Source organism: Vibrio sp. 1078-1 (assembly GCF_033340475.1).
Map to the genome: position 1 here is coordinate 641,422 of NZ_JAWOWM010000002.1, position 20,519 is coordinate 661,940.

Below are 20,519 nucleotides of genomic sequence, written 5' to 3' on the forward strand. Positions count from 1 at the left end.
GGTTTATGCACTAAATCATGGGGTTATTTGCATAAAAGTTTGCGTTGGTACAAAATGTCGCACTTTTTGTAGGGTATCTCTGTTTAAACTTGGTACACTCTGTCCCATCGAAATCCATCTGGGGTAAATATGTCTACTCAATCCCATCTTAGTACAAACCAACAATATAGCGCCTTTTCCGTACTGGTCGTCGATGATGAATTAGGCATGCAAGCCATCTTGAAAAAGGCATTGGGTAAGCTTTTTTCACATGTCGATACAGCTGGTAGCATCGAAGAAGCAGAACAACTGCGTAATTCTCGACATTATGATCTGATCTTACTGGATATTAATCTGCCAGGGCGTTCTGGAATTGAGTGGGAAGAAGCGTTTGAAGATGATGACAAACGTGCCGATGTGATTTTTATGACGGGTTATGCGGATTTAGAAATTGCCATTCGAGCGCTACAGCTCGGTGCTTCCGACTTTATCCTCAAACCATTCAACCTTGAGCAGATGTTAAAAGCGGTCAGTCGCTGTATGGATCGCCGTTTGAACGAACGCATGCAGTACGCCATGACACGCGATTACCAACGTCACAATACCTCAGAGATCATCGGCGGCTCAGAAAAAACGCGCCTGCTTAAGCAACTTATTAACCAATTTGCACCATCACGCGCTTCTGTTTTGGTGGAAGGTGAGTCGGGTACGGGTAAAGAGCTAGTTGCACGAGGTATCCACCAGGCGAGTGGGAGAACGGGCCCGTTTGTGCCAATCAACTGCGGCGCGATTGCACCTGAGCTTTTAGAGAGTGAGTTGTTTGGTCATACATCGGGCGCGTTTACCGGTGCAAAAAAATCGCGTGAAGGTTTGTTCCGTGTTGCTAACGGTGGCACCTTATTTCTTGACGAAATCGGGGAGATGCCACTTGCAATGCAGGCATCATTATTACGTGTGTTAGAGCAGCGTACGATTCGCCCTGTCGGTTCAGAAAGAGAGATCAGTATTGATGTCCGTATCGTAGCGGCAACCAACCGAAACCTGCAAGAAGAGGTCAATCAAGGTAATTTCCGCAGTGACCTCTATTACCGTTTAAACGTTCTGAAAATTGAAGTGTGTCCGCTGCGAGAGCGCAAAACCGACTTATTTGAGTTGGTGCCATTTTTCAGCAACATGCTGACGCGCGAGCTCGGTATGCCTGCGCCCAAATGGGCGCACGAGGACATGGAAGCCATGAGTGAGTACGATTGGCCGGGAAACATTCGTGAGCTGAAAAACTTGATTGAGCGTTGTATCTTGCTTGGCAAACCACCTGCACACTATTGGCGAGAGCTGAATGGCGGGCATTCACTGCCTAATGTATCGATTACTGTTTCTCACTCTGCTGAGTTACCAACCTTTAGAGAAGGCAAAGAATTTACTGGCGAAGGCTATCCAAACAGCTGGACGTTAAAAGAAGTCGAGAAAGCACATATTAAACAAGTCGTTAACTTGCATGAAGGCAATAAGTCTGCTGCTGCTCGTGACTTGGGCGTAGCTCGCAAGACCTTAGAACGTAAATACAAAGAATGGGATTCTGAGGATGAGGAATATGCCGACTAACGGCCCACAGTACAAAGGATTGTCAAAATGGACGCACCGTTTTAAAACCATGGTGCGTTATCGCTTGTTATTCTTAACCTCTGCGCCGATTTTCCTCACATTGTTAGCTCTGATCGGCATTACCATTTATTGGTCTATTCATTACACGTGGCAAAATGCGCTGCTTGATGTCTCGGAGCGTCTTGGTGTTGCAAATAACAGCGTAACGTTGTTACAGCAAAAGCAAGCCAATTACGTGCGGGCGTTTGCCGATTCGTACGATTTCCGTATTCGCATTAATCAAGGAACGCCACAAGGTGACCTGCAAAAGTGGGTCACAGAGCAGAAGAAAAGATATGCTTTAGATTTTCTCTCTTTCCAACGCGTTAATTCCATGGAAAACAAATTCCGCTTTATGGATCTCACCAAGCGCGAATCGTTTTTTGATGTACTCAATAAAGAAGAACTCGAACGCCTCGATCCTGAACTCGCCAAACGAGCTGAAGTGCCTATTCTTGCTGATGGTGACAGGGAAGTGCGTGGGTTAGTCAGTCGAACCGTGATTCCGGTATACAGCCAAGCGAACGATTTGATCGGCTTTCTTGATGGTGGTTTGCTCCTTAACAACAGCACAGTGCTGGTGGATCAAATCCGCGATCTCATTTACTTAAGTGATAATGACCGCCTTCGCCCTGTGGGTACGTTGACGGTATTTCTCGATGATTTGCGTGTGAGCACCAACGTTCCTCTAGACAGCGATCATAGACTAGGGCGCGCCATAGGCACTCGCGTGAGCGCAGAAGTGTATAACCAAGTACTTTCGAAGGGTGAACAGTGGGTTGACCGAGCATATGTGTATGACGCTTGGTATATTACGGCGTATCAACCGATCAAAGACCAATACGACAACGTCATTGGTATGCTTTATACCGGTTACCTAATGTGGCCATTCGTTAAAGCCTACATGACCAACATTGCCGAAATCAGCTTGATTACGGTTATGTTATTGCTGGTTTCTGGCGTGATGGTATATCGCGGTTCTTATGATCTGTTTCGACCGATCGAACGCATTCACAAAGTGGTGAAGCAGGTCCAACAAGGTAAAGAAAAACGGATTGGCCCGTTAGGATTAGATGCCGATCATGAACTTGCGCAGTTAGCCAGACAGTTTGATGATATGTTAGACGCGCTAGAAGAGCGCAAAATTGAACTGAAAAACTCCGCAGCTCAACTTGAATGCAAAGTTCAAGAGCGTACGGCAAGCCTGAGAGAAAAAACCCAAGATCTTGAGCTGCATATTCAATTGCTTAACCAAACTCGCGACAAACTCGTTGTTCATGAAAAACTGGCAGCATTGGGAGAACTCACCGCGGGGATTGCTCACGAAATTAATAACCCAACCGCCGTGATTCTTGGCAACGTAGAATTGATCCATTTTGAATTGGGTGACGATGCAAGTCGAGTACAAGAAGAAATTGATGCGATTCACGCGCAAATTGATCGTATCCGCAATATCACACGCAGTTTATTGCAATACAGTCGCCAAGGCGGTGTTCAAGATGAAATCACTTGGCAACATGTCAATCCTATCATTGATGAAAGCATCACCTTGGTTAAAACTGGCACCAAGAAACGCGACGTTGAGTTTGTGACTGACCTACAAGCGCATACGTCCGTTGAGATAAACCGTCACCACTTGCTACAAATCTTAGTTAATTTGCAAATGAACGCCATTCACGCAATGAGCGGTAAAGGCATGTTAACAGTAGTCAGTGAAGACTGGATTGACGAGGGAGAAGTGAAAGGAGCCGCGATTCATGTTATCGATGAGGGCTGCGGTATTAAACCAGAAAACTTGAGTCGAATCTTCTCGCCATTTTACACAACGAAACGAGAAGGCACAGGGTTAGGGCTATCGGTCTCCCAAAGTATTCTCAGCCAAACGGGTGGTGAGTTAAAAGCAGAGTCTGAATGGGGAAAAGGCAGTAAATTCAGTATTTATTTACCTAAAAAAGCCGAACTGATCCTAGAGGTGACGAACATCGCTTAGTCACTTTTTTGAAGTATTAATGGAAAAAGAGCCACTGACGATAGTGGCTCTTTTTTGTATTTAATGACGCATTTATGTTTGCGCTTTTGCTTCTTAGAAACCTTACAATGATTTTACTTGGAGTGAATTAATAAAAACAACACTTGCAGTATGTAGCATGAACAAGTACCGTTGCCCGGTTTTTCTAAATACACCCCAATTGCTAAGGTAAAGGTTTTGATCTCCACAGCGAATATTACTCAACAATTCGGCGCTAAGCCGCTATTCGAAAACATTTCAGTTAAGTTCGGCGAAGGCAATCGCTATGGCTTAATTGGAGCTAACGGTTGTGGTAAATCAACCTTTATGAAGATCCTCAGCGGCGAGCTTGAGCAAACCAGTGGTAACGTAAGCTACGATCCAAACGAGCGCGTTGCAAAACTGAACCAGGACCAGTTCGCTTACGAAGAATTTACGGTAATCGATACCGTTATCATGGGTCATAAAGAGCTATGGGAAGTGAAGAAAGAGCGTGACCGTATCTACTCACTTGCTGAAATGAGTGAAGAAGACGGCATGAAAGTGGCTGACCTAGAAGTTCAGTTTGCGGAAATGGACGGCTACATGGCAGAAGCCAAAGCGGGCGAACTTCTTCTTGCGGTGGGTATTCCAATGGAGCAGCACTTCGGTCTAATGAGTGAAGTAGCACCAGGCTGGAAACTTCGTGTGCTTCTAGCGCAGGTTCTATTCGCAGACCCAGATGTGATGCTTCTTGACGAACCAACCAACAACTTGGATATGGACACTATCCGTTGGTTGGAAGACACGCTAAACGCACGTAACTGCACAATGATCATCATCTCGCACGACCGTCACTTCCTAAACTCAGTATGTACGCACATGGCTGATTTGGATTACGGTGAGCTACGTGTTTACCCAGGTAACTACGATGAGTACATGACTGCGGCTTCTCAAGCTCGCGAACGTCTACTAAACGACAACGCGAAGAAGAAAGCACAAATCGCTGAGCTACAAACGTTCGTTGCTCGTTTCTCTGCAAACGCATCGAAAGCAAAACAAGCGACATCTCGTGCTAAGCAAATCGACAAGATCAAACTGGATGAAGTTAAAGCGTCTAGCCGTCAAAACCCATTCATTCGTTTCGAACAGTCGAAAGAGCTGTTCCGTAACGCTCTGATTGTTGAAAACCTAAGCCAAGGATTCGAAGAGGACTTGTTCTCAGACTTCAATGCAATTTTTGAAGTGGGTGAGCGCGTTGCGATCATCGGTGAGAACGGTGTGGGTAAAACAACACTTCTAAACACGCTTGCTGGTGTGCTTGAACCGCGTGCGGGTGAGTACAAATGGTCTGAAAACTCAAACATCGGTTACTACGCGCAAGACCACGCGCATGACTTTGCAGAAGACATGAACCTAACGGATTGGATGGGTCAATGGCGTCAAGAAGGTGATGACGAGCAAGTCGTTCGTGGTTTCCTAGGTCGTATGCTGTTTGGCCAAGACGACATTAAGAAGTCAGTAAAAGTACTGTCTGGTGGTGAACAAGGTCGTATGCTGCTTGGCAAGCTGATGATGCACAAGCCAAACATGTTGCTAATGGACGAACCAACCAACCACATGGATATGGAATCGATCGAATCTTTGAACACTGCGCTTGAGCAATACAAAGGCACGTTGTTCTTCGTATCTCACGACCGTGTATTCGTAGACTCACTAGCAACGCGTATTATCGAAATCCGCGATGGTAAAATCACAGACTTTAAAGGCACTTACTCTGAGTTCCTAAAATCTCGTGGTGTTGACGCGTAATTACTCGCAAAGCGTTTAAAAAGCAAAAGCCTCGCTATTTAGCGAGGCTTTTTTGATATTTGGCCTTAATCCTTAAACTGACCGGTTATATACGCATAGAGCCCGACCACGCCAAAGGTAATAATCATAGAAAGCATGATACCGCTGGGCGTAAGCAGAAAATTCCACAATTGGTCATTATTCATAGTCCACATCCTCTGTGAATCCGCATTATTGGTTTTAGTTTACACTGAAAAGGTGTTATTGGTTGCCTTTTACATCAAATTCAACCTTGTCGGCTCCTGTAAACACTTGGAAGCGCAAACCTTTCGCACGCGCAATGGTTGTAATACCAAATTGCTTCGCTAGATCTAACCCCATTTGAGTAACGCCAGAGCGAGAAAGCAGAACAGGAATGCCCATTTGAGCCACTTTAATCACCATCTCTGATGTAAGGCGACCAGTTGTGTAGAAAATTCTATCTTCACCTGTTTCTTCTTTGAGCCACATCTCACCTGCAAGTGTATCCACTGCGTTGTGACGGCCGACATCTTCCACAAATGACAACACTTCATTACCTTTGCAAACCGCACAGCCGTGTACTGCGCCCGCTTTTTTGTAGGTGTCGTTGTAATGAGTTAACGCTTCCAGCGCAGAATAAATTTCTGACTGCTTAAGAGGAACTTGAGGCACTTGATAATTTTCAAGCTGCTTCATCACGTTGCCATACATAGTGCCTTGGCCACAACCTGAGGTGACGGTTTTCTTTTTCAGGGCGCCTTCTAAGTGTTCAGTGTTTTCTTTAGTAATCACCGCTGCGGAATGCGTTTCCCAGTCAATAATAACGGATTCAATCGCGGCTGGGTCGGACAGGAAGCTTTGGTTTTTTAAATAACCCAGTACTAGTGCTTCTGGACGCGAACCTAGCGTCATGAGCGTGACCACTTCTTTCCAGTTCAGCATGACCGTAAGAGGACGCTCGCACGCGATTTGCTTTGTCAGTTTTTCGCCGTACTCGTCGTACACATCGACTTCAATGGTTTGCAGGGGATTTTCACTGGTTTTAATAATGTTTGGTTTCAGCACAGTCGTGTCCTAGTGATTAAGAGCGTTAGGTTGCTACGCATTTTAGCTTGTTAAGTGGCTAGCAAATCTCATTCCAAAATAGCGGTTCCCACAGAAATTGCGAGGTTTTATGTCAACAATGCATTAAAACTGCGAGTTCGCAGTAATGACACATCAATACATTTGAGTTTCGTCTAGTTTGGTACTTATAGCCTGAGGGAGTATATAGACTAAGTTATATCAGCTTGGCGCGTTTATTGCTTCGAAGACAATAAAAATGGTCGAAAACGGGGGCAAAATGTCCTGTGTGTTTTCAGACCAAAAATAGAAAGACTGGGTGAGTTATGTCGGATAAGAAAGATTTCGAAAAAAATTACGAAAAGACTGAGGATACATGGCCAATCGGCGTAGAGCTTGTTGAGCATGAGATCAGTACAGGGATTTGGGTGACAACCCAATGGCAGTTGACAGGATTTGCGCTGAATCCGACGGAAGAGACTCCAGATGTTTGTACGTTGCAATTACATAAAGATGAACGTACAGACTACCGCTTTAACTTAAGCTCTCTGCAACCTAAACTCTTTTTAGTGATGGATAACGTCGAGTCTGGTGAAAAACCAGCGATACAGTTACTGACGGCTTCACAATCTGTTGCGGCGCAATATATGGATGGTGATAACCTTGTACTTTCTAACGATATGCCGTTAGCCGTTCAGGCTTGGATGGAAGCCTTTATCGGTCGCCACGGTGAGTTGTTAGAAGTAAGACGTAAGAAACGCAAAGGAGCGGGCAGAGCAAATGGCAACTAGTTTTTTAAGCCGTTGGTCGAAACGTAAGTTAGAAGAATCTTCCCAACATGATGAAGAGATCACGCCGATAGCAGAGACGGCGCAATCCGAAGATAGTGTCACAGCGCTTTCCTCAGATGCTTTGAACGTCAATGAGGATAGTCAGGCTCCAGACATTACCGCGAGTGTAGAGACTGAAAAAACCGAAGAAATGTCTGTGGCGCAACTGCTGGTTTCTGAAGCCTCAGAAAGCGTCAAGAAAGCTGCGCTGCGCAAAATGTTCTTGTCCGAAGAATTTAACGTGCGTGACGGCCTAGACGATTACGATGATGATTACAGTAACTTAAAGTCACTTTCTCAAGACGTCGCTGAGACGCTGCGTGATTGGGTTAAAGACAAAGTGGAAGACGAACCAGACGCTGAAACTGCGCAAGGGTCTGAGCTTAACGTTAACGATATCGCATCTGGGGTAGTTGAAGACGCAGAGTCAAACACCGACAAAAGTGGCCAAATTACTCAATATGAAAATGAACTGTATATAAATACAGTTCCTGGCGAAAGTGATACTTTTGCTGAAGAATCACAGCCTAACGAGGTGAGACAAAATATACCACACAAAGAATAGGTACATTTTGACTAAACACTCAATGAGCCGGCTGAGACAAAATGTCTCAACCGGTTTTTTTATCCCTACTATTTGTCAGTAAAATTGATAACCTATTGATTTTTAGTTGATATTTTATTGGCATGACACTTGCTATCTGTTGCTCAATACCAATCTGGTTGAAGTTAGTACGGACGCACTGCGTAGTATTCATCGCCTATAGATGGCGGAATAAGAATGCTCATTGATAAGTTAATCAGCAGAATCTCCGGCGCTAACTACACTAAGAGATGGAAAAGACTATCCATGTTCATAAATGGAATTGAGCAATGCTGAAACAATTATTAGAACAAGCAACTTCCAATAACGGTAAAGCGAGGCTGTACGCTTTCGAAAATACCGTAGAGTTGACCAATCTTATTCCACCAACCGTAAGCTATGAAAGCGGTGGTAATACTTTGATTGTGGGCCCAACAGCAATCATCGAAAGTGCGGCAGCGCAATTGTCGCAAATGAACAGCCTAACGCTGCTTTCTACCGATGGCGAAAAGGGCACAAATCCCGAGCTTTATTACGCCAATTCGGTTCAGGTTTCAGGGTTCTTAGGTACGTTTGAAGTTCTGATTGAAAATCATGGTTCGACCAACAATCTTGCCAAGGTCGCGATCAATAGCGATTGTTTCGATATCGTACTCGATCTTTGCCTTAACAGCTGCATGTCGGAAGAAGTCCCAGTACCGGGCTACTACCCAGTAGGTCGTGGCTATCCGAAACTGGCTGAAGCGTTGGAAGAGATTCCAACCTTAATGGGGACGTTCGATAAACCGAAATTCTTCCGTTTAGATACCGATTTATGTGCACACAGCTCTCGTGGCGTAAAAGGTTGCGAACGGTGTGTGGATGCTTGTCCGGCAGGGGCACTATCGAGTGAAGGCAGCGACAAAACGGGCCATCGCATCGAGATCAACCCATACCTATGTCAAGGCGTGGGTACTTGTGCTACAGCGTGTCCGACAGAAGCGATTCATTACGCACTGCCAAACCCTGAAGATACGCAAAAGTTTATTGAACGTACGCTCGCCAACTATGAGCAAGCGGGTGGTTTAGATCCTATCGTATTGATTTGCAGTTCTCGCCACGAGAGCTACAACGTGATGGCACTAAAAGCACTGCCAGATAATGTGATTCCAATTGTGGTGGAAGAACTGCCTTCGGTTGGTATTGATACTTGGTTCGCCGCGCTTGTGAATGGTGCTACTCAGGTGCTGTTTGCGGCTTCACGTTTTATGCCTCAAACCATTATTCGTGTGCTTAATAGCGAAGTAGGTATTGCTCAAGAGCTGCTCGGTCAGCTTGGTATCGCCAAAGAAACCATCGACATTCTGTATCTAGAGTCACTACGTGAAGGTGCTCCGACACTTTGTACCGAGTCTTTTGATTTGGCATTAGGAGACTTGCAAGGCAACAAACGTCAGCGTCTATTTACGGCGTTGGATGCGTTGTCCGCATCACGTATTCCAGTTGAGAACATTGTTGAACTTCCAGCGAACGCACCTTACGGCACAGTCTCTTGTGAAAGTAAAGGTTGTACGTTGTGTATGAGCTGTGTGGCGGTGTGTCCAACACGTGCATTGCATACGGACGGTCGATCTCCGTCGCTTAAATTCGTCGAGCAAGACTGCATTCAATGTGGGCTGTGCGAGAAAGCGTGTCCAGAGAAAGTGCTGACGCTTACTCCTCGTATGAACTGGGTGAAAGAAGAACGCCAGAAAGCGGTTGTGATTCATGAAGAAAAGGCAGCCGAGTGCATTCGTTGTCACAAGCCCTTTGCTCCGCAATCGATGATCGACATGCTACAAAACAAGTTACGCGGTCACTCTCATTTCTCTGATGAAGCGGCGATCAATCGTATCGCGATGTGTGAAGACTGCCGTGTGATCGACATGTTTGAGTCGATGGCAGAAGACCCAATGAAACAATTAAAATACTAGGAGCTCGCAGTGGACACACAACAAGAACAAACACTGAGAACAGACATTTATCTCGTTCTATCTGCACTTTTTCGTAGTGCGCCTAGTGATGAAATGCTGGCGTTCCTGAAATCGCTAGAAATTGAACCGTCTGAGAGCGCGATGCAAAAAGCTTGGCTCGCACTGCAACAAGCCGCGAACGAAGCGCAGCGAGAAGCGTTAGAAGAAGAATATCAAGATCTGTTTATTGGCATTGGACGTGGTGAAGTTGTGCCATTCGGATCTTGGCATCGCACTGGCTCGATGATGGAAAAACCGTTAGCGGAAATTCGTCGCGATTTGGATCTTTTAGGCATCGAACGAGAAGAGAACGTGAAAGAGCCTGAAGACCATATTTCTGCACTGTGCGAAGTGATGGCAATGCTGACAGGTGAAGAGGAAGAACTTCAACAAGCGGTGTTTAACAAACACATTGCTCCTTGGTTCCAATCTTTTACGCGCCAACTAGAGAGCGCCGAAAGCGTGAACTTCTACAAGCCAGCTGCACAGCTTTGCGATGCATTTTTAACGTTAGAGCAAGTCCGCTTTAGCGTGAACACCAAAAGCAGTAAGAACAAATTAAAAATTGATGTGAAAAACGTCACTGATTACGAGTAATCGAGCAGTACTTGGTCATATCGATAGAGAGGCATGAGTCTCCAAAGATCTACCGTAAGGTAAGGAAGCAATGATGAAAGATAATAAAGAAATAAACACAAGCCGTAGGGATCTCCTAAAAGGCTTCACAACCGCTGCCGTTGCCGGTGCTGTTGTTGCGGGAACCACGAAAGTGGCCGTTGCTTCAGAAACGGTTGAGCCTTCTGAAAACGACGTGAAGAAGAAAGGGTATCGTGAAACTCAACACATTCGCGATTACTACGACACACTTTAGGAGATAACGGATGAAACTTGTCAAACGCTCCGACAGTGTGAGCAAAGAAACGAACCAGCTTGGCGTATCTCGTCGTGCATTCATGAAAAACACTTCGCTTGCCGCTGGTGGCGCAGTGGTTGGTGCTAGTCTATTCGCACCGGGAATGATGAAAAAAGCGCAAGCAAAATCAGTCGATCCAGAAGCGAAAACAGAAGTAAAACGTACTATCTGTTCTCACTGTTCAGTGGGTTGTGGTATTTACGCAGAAGTTCAAAATGGTGTTTGGACGGGTCAAGAGCCTGCATTCGACCACCCATTTAACGCCGGTGGTCACTGTGCAAAAGGTGCAGCACTGCGTGAACATGGCCACGGTGAGCGCCGTCTTAAATACCCAATGAAGCTTGAAAACGGTAAGTGGAAAAAGCTTTCTTGGGATCAAGCGATCGAAGAAATCGGTAACAAGGTGATGGACATCCGTAAAGAGTCCGGCCCTGATTCGGTTTACTTCTTGGGAAGCGCAAAGCACAGCAACGAACAAGCGTATTTGTTCCGAAAAATGGCATCACTTTGGGGTACGAACAACGTTGACCACCAAGCGCGTATTTGTCACTCAACAACCGTGGCGGGTGTAGCGAATACTTGGGGTTACGGTGCGATGACCAACTCTTTCAATGACATGCACAACTGTAAGTCGATGCTATTCATTGGTTCAAACCCAGCTGAAGCACACCCAGTAGCGATGCAGCACATTCTGATCGCAAAAGAGAAGAACAACTGTAAGATCGTCGTAGCGGATCCTCGTCGTACACGTACGGCAGCAAAATCGGATCACTATGTCTCACTTCGTCCTGGTTCTGACGTAGCATTCATTTGGGGTGTGTTGTGGCACATCTTCGAAAACCAATGGGAAGATAAAGAGTTCATCCGTCAACGTGTATTCGGTATGGATGAGATCCGTGCTGAAGTGGCGAAATGGACGCCAGCAGAAGTTGAGCGCGTAACAGGCGTAAGCGAAGAAGACGTTTACCAAACAGCAAAACTGCTTTCTGAAAATCGCCCGGGCTGTATTGTTTGGTGTATGGGTGGTACTCAGCATACTACTGGTAACAACAACACACGTGCTTACTGTGTGCTTGAGCTAGCGCTTGGAAACATTGGTAAATCAGGCGGCGGTGCAAACATCTTCCGTGGTCACGATAACGTACAAGGCGCAACCGACCTTGGCGTGCTCTCTGACACGCTACCGGGCTACTACGGCCTTTCTGAAGGCGCTTGGCGTCATTGGTCAAAAGTGTGGGAAATCGATTACGAATGGATCAAAGGTCGTTTCGATGACAACGCTTATAGCGGTCAGAAACCAATGCACAGTGCAGGTATTCCTGTATCTCGTTGGGTTGATGGTGTACTGGAAAACAAAGACAACATTCGTCAACGCGAAAACATCCGTGCAATGTTCTACTGGGGACACGCAGTGAACTCTCAAACACGTGGTGTTGAGATGAAAAAAGCGATGCAGAAGTTGGACATGATGGTGATTGTGGACCCATACCCAACGGTTGCTGCGGTAATGAACGACCGTACCGACGGCGTTTACCTGCTTCCTGCAACAACACAGTTTGAAACACACGGCAGCGTTACCGCATCTAACCGCTCTCTACAATGGCGTGATCAGGTGATTGAACCTTTGTTTGAATCAAAACCAGACCACGAAATCATGTACCTGCTTTCGAAGAAACTGGGCTATTCCGATCTTCTGTTCAAAAACATCCGTGTTGAAAACAACCAGCCGGTGATTGAAGACCTAACGCGTGAATTCAACAAAGGCATGTGGACGATTGGTTACACAGGCCAAAGCCCAGAGCGTTTGAAAGCGCACCAACAAAACTGGCATACGTTCCACAAAACCACATTGGAAGCGGAAGGTGGCCCTGTCAACGGTGAAACCTATGGTCTACCTTGGCCATGCTGGGGCACACCTGAAATGAAACACCCAGGTACACACATTCTGTACGATACGTCTAAGACGGTTGCAGAAGGTGGCGGTAACTTCCGTACGCGCTTTGGTGTGGAATTTGAAGGCAAGAGCCTTCTTGCAGAAGACAGTTATTCGAAAGGCTGTGAAATCAAAGACGGTTACCCAGAGTTCACTGACAAGTTGTTGAAACAACTTGGTTGGTGGGACGACTTAACTGCTGAAGAGAAAGTGGCAGCAGAGGGTAAAAACTGGAAGACTGACCTTTCTGGCGGTATTCAGCGTGTCGCGATCAAGCACGGTTGTATTCCATTTGGTAACGCGAAAGCGCGTGCGATTGTTTGGACGTTCCCAGACCGTGTGCCACTGCATCGTGAACCACTTTACACACCACGTCGTGACCTTGTAACGGATTACCCAACTTGGGAAGACAAAGATGCAATCTTCCGTGTTCCTACGTTGTATAAATCCATTCAAGAGCAAGACAAATCGGGCGAGTACCCAATCGTTCTGACTTCTGGCCGTCTGGTTGAATACGAAGGTGGTGGTGAAGAGACGCGTTCAAACCCTTGGCTTGCCGAGCTTCAACAAGAAATGTTTGTTGAAGTGAACCCGAAAGACGCGAACGATCTTGGCTTTAGAGATGGTGATGATGTTTGGGTTGAAGGTGCAGAGAAAGGACGAATCAAGGTGAAAGCGATGGTAACACGTCGTGTGAAACCTGGTTTGGCGTTCATTCCGTTCCACTTTGGCGGTAAGTTCGAAGGTGAAGACCTACGCCCTAAATACCCAGAAGGTACACAACCTTACGTTGTTGGCGAATCGGCTAACACGGCAACCACTTACGGTTACGACCCGGTTACCTTGATGCAGGAAACCAAAGTAACCCTATGTAACATTCGTAAAGCGTAAGGAGTCTGACAATGGCACGAATGAAATTTCTATGTGACACCAAACGCTGTATCGAGTGTAACGGCTGTGTTACTGCATGTAAGAACGAAAACGACGATGCGCTTGAATGGGGCATTCAACGTCGCCGCGTGGTAACACTAAACGACGGTGAAGCTGGTGAAAACTCTATCTCTGTTGCTTGTATGCACTGTACCGATGCACCTTGTATGGCAGTTTGTCCAGCAGACTGTTTCGAACATACCGAAGACGGCATCGTTCTTCACAATAAAGATCTGTGTATCGGTTGTGGTTACTGTTTGTTTGCTTGTCCGTTTGGCGCACCTCAATTTCCTAAACAAGAAGCGTTTGGTGAACGTGGCAAAATGGATAAATGTACTTTCTGCGCGGGCGGCCCAGAAACAGAGCCTGGCTCTGAGGAAGAACGTCAAAAATACGGTGCGAACCGTATCGCAGAAGGCAAGTTACCGATGTGTGCATCGCTTTGTTCAACTAAAGCGCTGCTTGCGGGTGACGCAGAGAAAGTATCTGACATTTTCCGTCAACGTGTGGTAGAACGCGGCGCGAAAAACGCAGGTTGGACAGACGGAAACGATCTTTCTTACGATGCGACGAAAAGCTAAGTAAGGAGAGGTACATGTTAAACACGCTTAAACGTGCATCTTTAGCAATGCTGTCAATGATGACAGCATTGCTGCTGACTTTCGCAATGCCTGCTTCAGCAGAGGAACAATCTTCTAAAGTTATTCAACAGGAGATCACGCAACTCGCCGGGGCAGACTATTGGCGCGAAGTCAGAGAGGGGCAAGAAGGCTACACCACGTCTCAATCGCCAGAACATGGCGTATTGATCAGTAAACCTGGTGAGACTTGGTACATTCTAAAAGAGAAATGGATGTCTCCAGCGGGTGCTGTCGCGATTTTCGGCAGTATTGCAATGGTAATCATGGCTTACGTATTCGTTGGTCCTTTGATGCTTAGCAAGCCGCGTACTGGTAAAAAAATGAAGCGTTGGTCTCGTTTAGACCGCGCGCTTCACTGGAGTATGGCGTTTACATTCTTAACGCTGGCATTCAGTGGTTTGATGCTGGTTTACGGTAAGCACTTCTTAAAACCGTACGTTCCTACTGAGTTCTGGGGCTTTATCGTCATGTTGGCGAAGCAGTACCACAATTACATGGGACCATTGTTCTTCATTTTACTGATGCTCGTGCTCTTTAAATGGTGGCGCAAGTCGATTCCAAACATGACAGATGTTCGTTGGTTTATGAAAATGGGCGGCATGGTTGGTAAACACAAAGGCACACATCCGTCAGCTGGTTTCTCAAACGGTGGTGAGAAGGCAATCTATTGGTTGTTAATCTTCTTTGGTGCTATCGCGGCAGTGAGTGGCTTAGTTCTGGACTTTCCTATCTTTGGCCAAACTCGCCGTGACATGGAGCTTTCTAACTTAGTTCATGCGATTTCGGCGCTGATTCTAATCTGTGGCTTTATCTTCCACATCTATATTGGTCTATTCGGTATGGAAGGTGCGCTAGAAGGCATGGTGACAGGTGAAGTTGATGAAACATGGGCGAAAGAGCATCACGATCTTTGGTATGAGGAAGTGAAGTCCAAAGAAGCGATGGGTGAAACAGATACGGCACAAACGGAAGTAAAAGGAGCGAAAGCGAATGAACAAACCTCATAACGGGATTTGGGTTGCGTACATCCTGAGCTGTCTGACCCCGTTTACGTTTCTGATCTCAGGCGTTATCGCAATTATCTATGCGGGTTACCGATTAGATAAGGGAGAAGACAGCGACGTAGTGATTTCTCATTACTACGGTTTAATTCGCACCTTCTTTCTCTACCTGACGTTTTTTGTTGTGTTGATCGTCACCGTCGCGACTTCTAACGGTGTACTCGTTGGCGTGAGTGATTATTGGTTGCATAGTACTTTGCTTGAAACCATCGCTTACTTTATTCCTTGGGTAGGGATGGTGTTTGCTGCATTAGCCATCTTGGTGTGGTTTATGCGAATGTTTCAAGGGATGCAGCAACTGCTCAATAACCAACCACACAGACCATCGACAGGTCCAAACCTTTAATCAGTATTCTTTAAGCAAAACCGCCGTAATAGGCGGTTTTTTTGTTGCTGTTTTGTCTCAAATATGAAGCGTTGAGTCGCAGTGGTGATACTTGATGCAACTTATTGAGTGAATTTACGTAACTGGGCAGAAAATCATAGTTAAGTAAGAAACATGTAAAAAAATCGCGTCACGATGAGACATTAGTCTCACTCACGCTATTGTTCATTTACTCAGGATTCATCGTCCCGTTAAAGTACGCTGCGCTCAGAAATTCAAAGAGTTGCATACGTGAAAATTGCCATCAATACATTCAGTCTACGCATACAGAGGAATCTCTATCGGAGGATGTTTGATTAAGGCATCTTGCTCTCACAAATAAAAAGAGCGAAACGAGCATTAAATGATGCGGCAAGGTAAGAAAAGGACAAACACGTTACGGCTATGATCCCTCAATTCGTCATTCCTATCACGAATCGCTTTGGCGAAAGTTATCACTTCTCTGGTCAGTTACTTACTAGCGGCGAACCTAAAACATTCGTGACCAAACAAGAGGCAATAGAGTTTCTTGAGAGCTTTGGTGAGCTTGACCTTCGCTATGTCGAGGATTTGTTCTATGCGATTGGTCAATTCAAGCCAAACATACCTGACGGTGAGCTTACTTCCCAACACTATAATTCAACGTTTGCCAATGCTTTGGTGAACGGTGACTTGCATGTCGCTCGAATTGTACCTACCGGCGAAAACTACGCACTCTCGTCGGCGGTTACGCCTCCACCGACTCAAAATACCGTCAATTCAAAACCATCGAAGGGAAAGGGGAAGTCGAATAAAAAGAGTGGCAGAAGTGCCGCATCCGCCAAGCCTCAGCAACAAAGCAGCGAAAAACATGAGAAAGCCGGTGATCCTGTATCACTTGTGACGGGTGAAGAAATTCTCGAACTCTATGATATCGAGCTACAACAAGGTACTACTTGGCAGCGTACTTACCGCTCTTCGCAGTCGGATGTAAATCATGGAATGGGCTTTGGTTGGCGACATGCATTTCAGTTTGAATTACGCGAAAAGACGAACGAGAAAGACAATGTTATCGCTTGGGAGTTTGTTGACGATAAGGCCGATATCACAGAATTTGAGCCAGTAGATATTGGAGCAACAAGTTATCAAATATACGCTGGTGCGAGCTGTTATTTCCTGAGCTCAACAACTCGGATTGTAACGCTCGCTAATGGGCATCAATATCGGTTTGAGCAAAAAGATGATCGCTGGCTTGTTAAACAAGTTAGAAATGGCACGTTTTCAACGTTTCAATTGCAGTATTCTCGAAACCATCGATTGATCGAGATCGCATATAACAAGCGTCCGGTTCTTGAATGTCAATATGATAAGCAAGGACGCCTTGTAGAACTGCTTAATGCAAAGTCCCAAAAAGTTCTGACAACTTATACCTATGATGAGCACGATGATTTGGTCAGTGCAACTAATCATTTAGGCTTAAAGGAACAGTATCAATACCGCGGCCATTTAATTGTTAAACGTGTACGACCAACTGGCTTTACTCATTATTTTGAATGGGATGGCGAAGGTGCAAAAGCGAAATGCATCAGAAACGTTGGGGACGCAGGAATTTATGACTATCGCTTCCATTATCAAGGAAATCACTCTTCTTATTCTGACTCGTTAGATCATCAATGGTCTTTCTTGCATGACGAGCAGGGTAACTTACTCGAGAAAATAAGCCCCACAGGTAGAACTTGGCGATGGCAATATGATGAATTAGGGCGAAAAGCGCAAGCTATCTATCCTGATCAGTCAACGGTCAATTATCAATATAATCAGCATGGTCAATTAGTTTCTAAGTTTCATTCCTCTGGCAAAGAAATTCAATATGGTTATGACGGCTTAGGTAAGTTAGTTAAAACGGTTTCACCTGACGGGGATATCGAGAAGGCTTACTACAATAGCCTCGGTCAAAGAGTTTGGGATACCGATCAGTTCGGCTGTGTCACGGAATATGATTACGATAAACACGGTCAAGTCGTCAAAAAAGAGTCTGAAGATGGTAAGAAAAGTCAGTGGTGGTGGGATGAACAACAAAGACTTATCGCGAATGAAATAGACGGTACATTACTTCGTTATAGCTACAATGAAGAAGATTTAGTGAATGGCGTTGCTTATCCCGATGGGTGTATTGCTCAACTCGCTTATGATCAATTTGGCAGGCGTACATCAGTTCGTTATTTTAACGACGAAGACAAAGTCGGTTATAGCGAAGAATATTCTTACGATGAGCACAGCCGTGTTGCTCAGATTCGAACGCCAGCAGGCATTACCTCGTATCAATGGGGAGCACTCGCGCAACAAGAAGCAGTCATCTTTCCCGATGGCAGCCATATTTCTTACGAATACGATCAACAACGTAACCTGACTAAATTAGTTCGGAGTGACGGCTTAGAATTCGAATTCCTGTATGACGATGAAGGCCAGCTGTCAGGAACTGTCGGGTTTGATAATCTACAAAGCCAATTTGATTATGATCATATGGGGCGAATCCATCGTAAGCAAGTCGCAGATAGGACGGTGCTGTATCGCTATGACGCTGCGGGTTATCTCAAGCACGTCAAAGCAGGAAATGGTAGCAGTATTGTAGAGAACCACTTCAATTATACGCTTGGTGGGCGACTTACTTTCGCATCCAATCGCCATCACACATTGCAATACCAATACTCTTCATTCGGGCATTTAACAAAGCGCATTCAAGGCCAGTTTGAGATAGCGCAGGAGTTTAACAGAGTTGGCCAACGCGTATCTCAGGTACTGCCAGATAATACGGAGCTGAACTTCTCTTATGATCGATATGGGCGTTTTTCAGCGATTCGGTTTGGAAACCTAGATTTACCTCAAATCAAATTTCATTACGATGAAATGGGACGAGTTTCCCAAATTGAAACGGCACATTTTAATGAGCGCATCATTTATGATGGTGTTGGTCGTTTGGTCGAACAACATTGGCCGGATAGAGAGAAAAAGTACGTTTACAATGCGCAAAACCGTATTTCATCAATCATTAATAATATGGCAGGAGCAACGCACTATCAGTACGATACCTTAGGGCAACTGAAACGAGTCAATGCTTCCGGAGAAGTGACTAAGTTTGAATACGATAGTTTTGGCAATCCTACTTTGCCATCTTCAGAGGTATTCGCTGATCGTATTGAAGTACACGATGATGTCCGGTTCAAATATGACGCGCAAGGAAACCAGACAAAACGTGAAGGGCAAGGACACGTTCAGACTCGCGTATTTGATGCGTTAAATCAGCTCATTGAAGTTCACACCGACGATGGTATCAGTCAATATGAATATGATGCATTAGGGCGCAGAACGAAGAAAATTACACAACAAGGCGTTACAGAGTTCCTGTGGGAAGGTGAACGTTTAATTGGTGAACGTTCTTCAGGTGCTTTCCGTTGGTACCTATATCAACCAGAAACCTACACGCCAGTGGCACTGCTAGAAAATGACGTTATTTATTGGTACCAGTGCGATCAAGTTGGTAAACCAGAGCGACTGATCGATTGCGAAGGGAATGTTGTATGGAGTGCCAGCTACGATGCTCACGGCTTTGCTCATGTACATATTGAAAAAGTAGTAAATCCATTGCGTTTTCAAGGACAGTATTTCGATCAAGAAACCAACTTACATTACAACCTCGCTCGGTATTACGACCCTAAGCTAGGACGTTTTATCCAACAAGATCCGATATCTATTGCTGGTGGTATTAATCATTACCAATATGCAGTCAACCCTATCCAATGGATTGACCCAACAGGTTTCCTATGTGAAGAAGGGCTAAAACGCTTGGGTCAAATGTTGGCAGAGTATCAGGCGCAAAGCGATGTTCCCCAAGAGGTTTGCGATCAGATTTTAGAAGCAGCAAAAGAGTCATCCGTCGGAGAAGATGGCGTTCGCTCGCAAGTCAAAATCCGCAAACCCAAAGGTAAAAATCATATTCGATATGAATACGATTTAGACCATATTGATTGCGAGAGAAACGAGATTACTTTTTACCGTCATATCAATCACTCAGATGGCACCAGACACGAAGTGCAGTATGTTGTTGGGATTGAGGAGTTTGTAAATGCGCATGTTTTTGACTCAGAGAAAGTTGGTGGAGAGGAAGGTTGTACGATCTTCACTGAAGATCTTGTGCTGAATAAAGCAGAGTATAAAGAAAACTCTGAACTCAATACGAGTGATTATGAGCTAACAGAAAGAAACAAAGCAAAAATTGACGAATGCTTGAAAGAGCGTCAAGAGGCAATGGACGCTCGAACTGGCGAAGAGGGATATAACGCTCAAATTGGCAATATTAACCAACAGTCCGCAAAAATTGGTGAGTTAGCCGCGGATGACTTTGTCCGGAGTAAACGTCCTAATGCTAAGCTGCTTCATCCCAAAGATATTGGAACCTCAATTTCGAAGCCGGGCGATTTTGATATGGTTTACGAGGTGGAAGAGCCGCCACCAGGTGAAATTATAATTGTTGAGGCCAAAGGGGGTAGCAGCCCGCTGGGCAGCCGTAAGATTGGAAACGAGGCGTATCAGCAAGGGACAAGTAAATATACGGCGGAAATAGTTAAGCTAATGTCGAAAAATTTAGAAGGAACAACAGAAAAAGTAGCTGCCGACGAAATTCAATACGCCGCTTTATCCGGTAGACCTATTCGATATATACATACGCAAGCAAGCATCCCTGAAAGTGGAAAGGCCTCGGACTTAAAGCTAGAAGTGGCAGAGTTTAAAATTAATTCCAAAGGATTAAAGTAAA

At 45.3% G+C, this 20,519-nt stretch carries 14 protein-coding genes; 13 read left to right on the forward strand and 1 reads right to left on the reverse strand.

Features of this window, described 5'->3' with window-relative positions; translation table 11 throughout:
* The first annotated feature begins 129 nt into the window (after positions 1–129).
* The 3 genes from R7190_RS06770 (at position 130) to R7190_RS06780 (ending at position 5,419) form a co-directional block, all read left to right on the forward strand.
* The gene (locus R7190_RS06770) at positions 130–1,581 is read left to right on the forward strand and encodes a sigma-54-dependent transcriptional regulator (protein ID WP_017820677.1); all 1,452 of its coding nucleotides are present in this window, start codon (positions 130–132) and stop codon (positions 1,579–1,581) included.
* Complete coding sequence (locus R7190_RS06775; RefSeq protein WP_047102277.1) at positions 1,571–3,610, forward strand: cache domain-containing protein; 2,040 nt, start codon at positions 1,571–1,573, stop codon at positions 3,608–3,610. The genes R7190_RS06770 and R7190_RS06775 overlap by 11 nt, the downstream gene beginning before the upstream one ends.
* Positions 3,611–3,826: 216 nt before the next feature.
* Entirely contained in the window at positions 3,827–5,419 is a 1,593-nt protein-coding gene (locus R7190_RS06780; protein ID WP_017634911.1) for an ABC-F family ATPase, read from the forward strand.
* A gap of 240 nt (positions 5,420–5,659) precedes the next feature.
* On the opposite strand, the gene R7190_RS06785 is transcribed toward R7190_RS06780, so the two are convergent.
* On the reverse strand, positions 5,660–6,484 hold the full coding sequence (locus R7190_RS06785) for a formate dehydrogenase accessory sulfurtransferase FdhD (protein ID WP_186584264.1): 825 nt from the start codon (positions 6,482–6,484) through the stop codon (positions 5,660–5,662).
* Between the two features lie 323 nt (positions 6,485–6,807).
* Here R7190_RS06785 and R7190_RS06790 point away from each other — a divergent pair, with 323 nt between their 5' ends.
* The 10 genes from R7190_RS06790 to R7190_RS06835 all read left to right on the forward strand — a co-directional run bounded on the left by R7190_RS06790 (position 6,808) and on the right by R7190_RS06835 (position 20,518).
* Complete coding sequence (locus R7190_RS06790) at positions 6,808–7,272, forward strand: DUF3305 domain-containing protein (protein WP_186584262.1); 465 nt, start codon at positions 6,808–6,810, stop codon at positions 7,270–7,272.
* Complete coding sequence (locus R7190_RS06795; protein WP_186584260.1) at positions 7,262–7,876, forward strand: DUF3306 domain-containing protein; 615 nt, start codon at positions 7,262–7,264, stop codon at positions 7,874–7,876. The genes R7190_RS06790 and R7190_RS06795 overlap by 11 nt, the downstream gene beginning before the upstream one ends.
* Before the next feature lie 308 nt (positions 7,877–8,184).
* Complete coding sequence (locus R7190_RS06800) at positions 8,185–9,846, forward strand: 4Fe-4S dicluster domain-containing protein (protein ID WP_017634908.1); 1,662 nt, start codon at positions 8,185–8,187, stop codon at positions 9,844–9,846.
* Positions 9,847–9,855: 9 nt separating this feature from the next.
* Positions 9,856–10,482 carry a molecular chaperone gene (locus R7190_RS06805; RefSeq protein ID WP_017820684.1) on the forward strand — a complete coding sequence of 209 codons (627 nt, stop codon included), beginning with the start codon at positions 9,856–9,858 and terminating at the stop codon, positions 10,480–10,482.
* A gap of 73 nt (positions 10,483–10,555) precedes the next feature.
* Entirely contained in the window at positions 10,556–10,756 is a 201-nt protein-coding gene (locus tag R7190_RS06810) for a twin-arginine translocation signal domain-containing protein (protein WP_005377542.1), read from the forward strand.
* A gap of 10 nt (positions 10,757–10,766) precedes the next feature.
* Positions 10,767–13,622 (forward strand): formate dehydrogenase subunit alpha, encoded by a 2,856-nt coding sequence (locus R7190_RS06815; protein ID WP_005377539.1) that lies wholly within the window; start codon positions 10,767–10,769, stop codon positions 13,620–13,622.
* A gap of 11 nt (positions 13,623–13,633) precedes the next feature.
* A complete protein-coding gene (fdh3B, locus tag R7190_RS06820; RefSeq protein ID WP_005377536.1) occupies positions 13,634–14,242 on the forward strand; it encodes a formate dehydrogenase FDH3 subunit beta in 609 nt (202 codons plus the stop codon).
* 14 nt (positions 14,243–14,256) lie between these two features.
* Entirely contained in the window at positions 14,257–15,309 is a 1,053-nt protein-coding gene (locus R7190_RS06825) for a formate dehydrogenase subunit gamma (RefSeq protein WP_005377534.1), read from the forward strand.
* The gene (locus R7190_RS06830) at positions 15,293–15,709 is read left to right on the forward strand and encodes a membrane protein (RefSeq protein WP_005377532.1); all 417 of its coding nucleotides are present in this window, start codon (positions 15,293–15,295) and stop codon (positions 15,707–15,709) included. Before R7190_RS06825 ends, R7190_RS06830 begins: the two co-directional genes overlap by 17 nt.
* Positions 15,710–16,132: 423 nt before the next feature.
* On the forward strand, positions 16,133–20,518 hold the full coding sequence (locus R7190_RS06835; RefSeq protein ID WP_186584258.1) for an RHS repeat-associated core domain-containing protein: 4,386 nt from the start codon (positions 16,133–16,135) through the stop codon (positions 20,516–20,518).
* Position 20,519 lies beyond the last annotated feature (1 nt).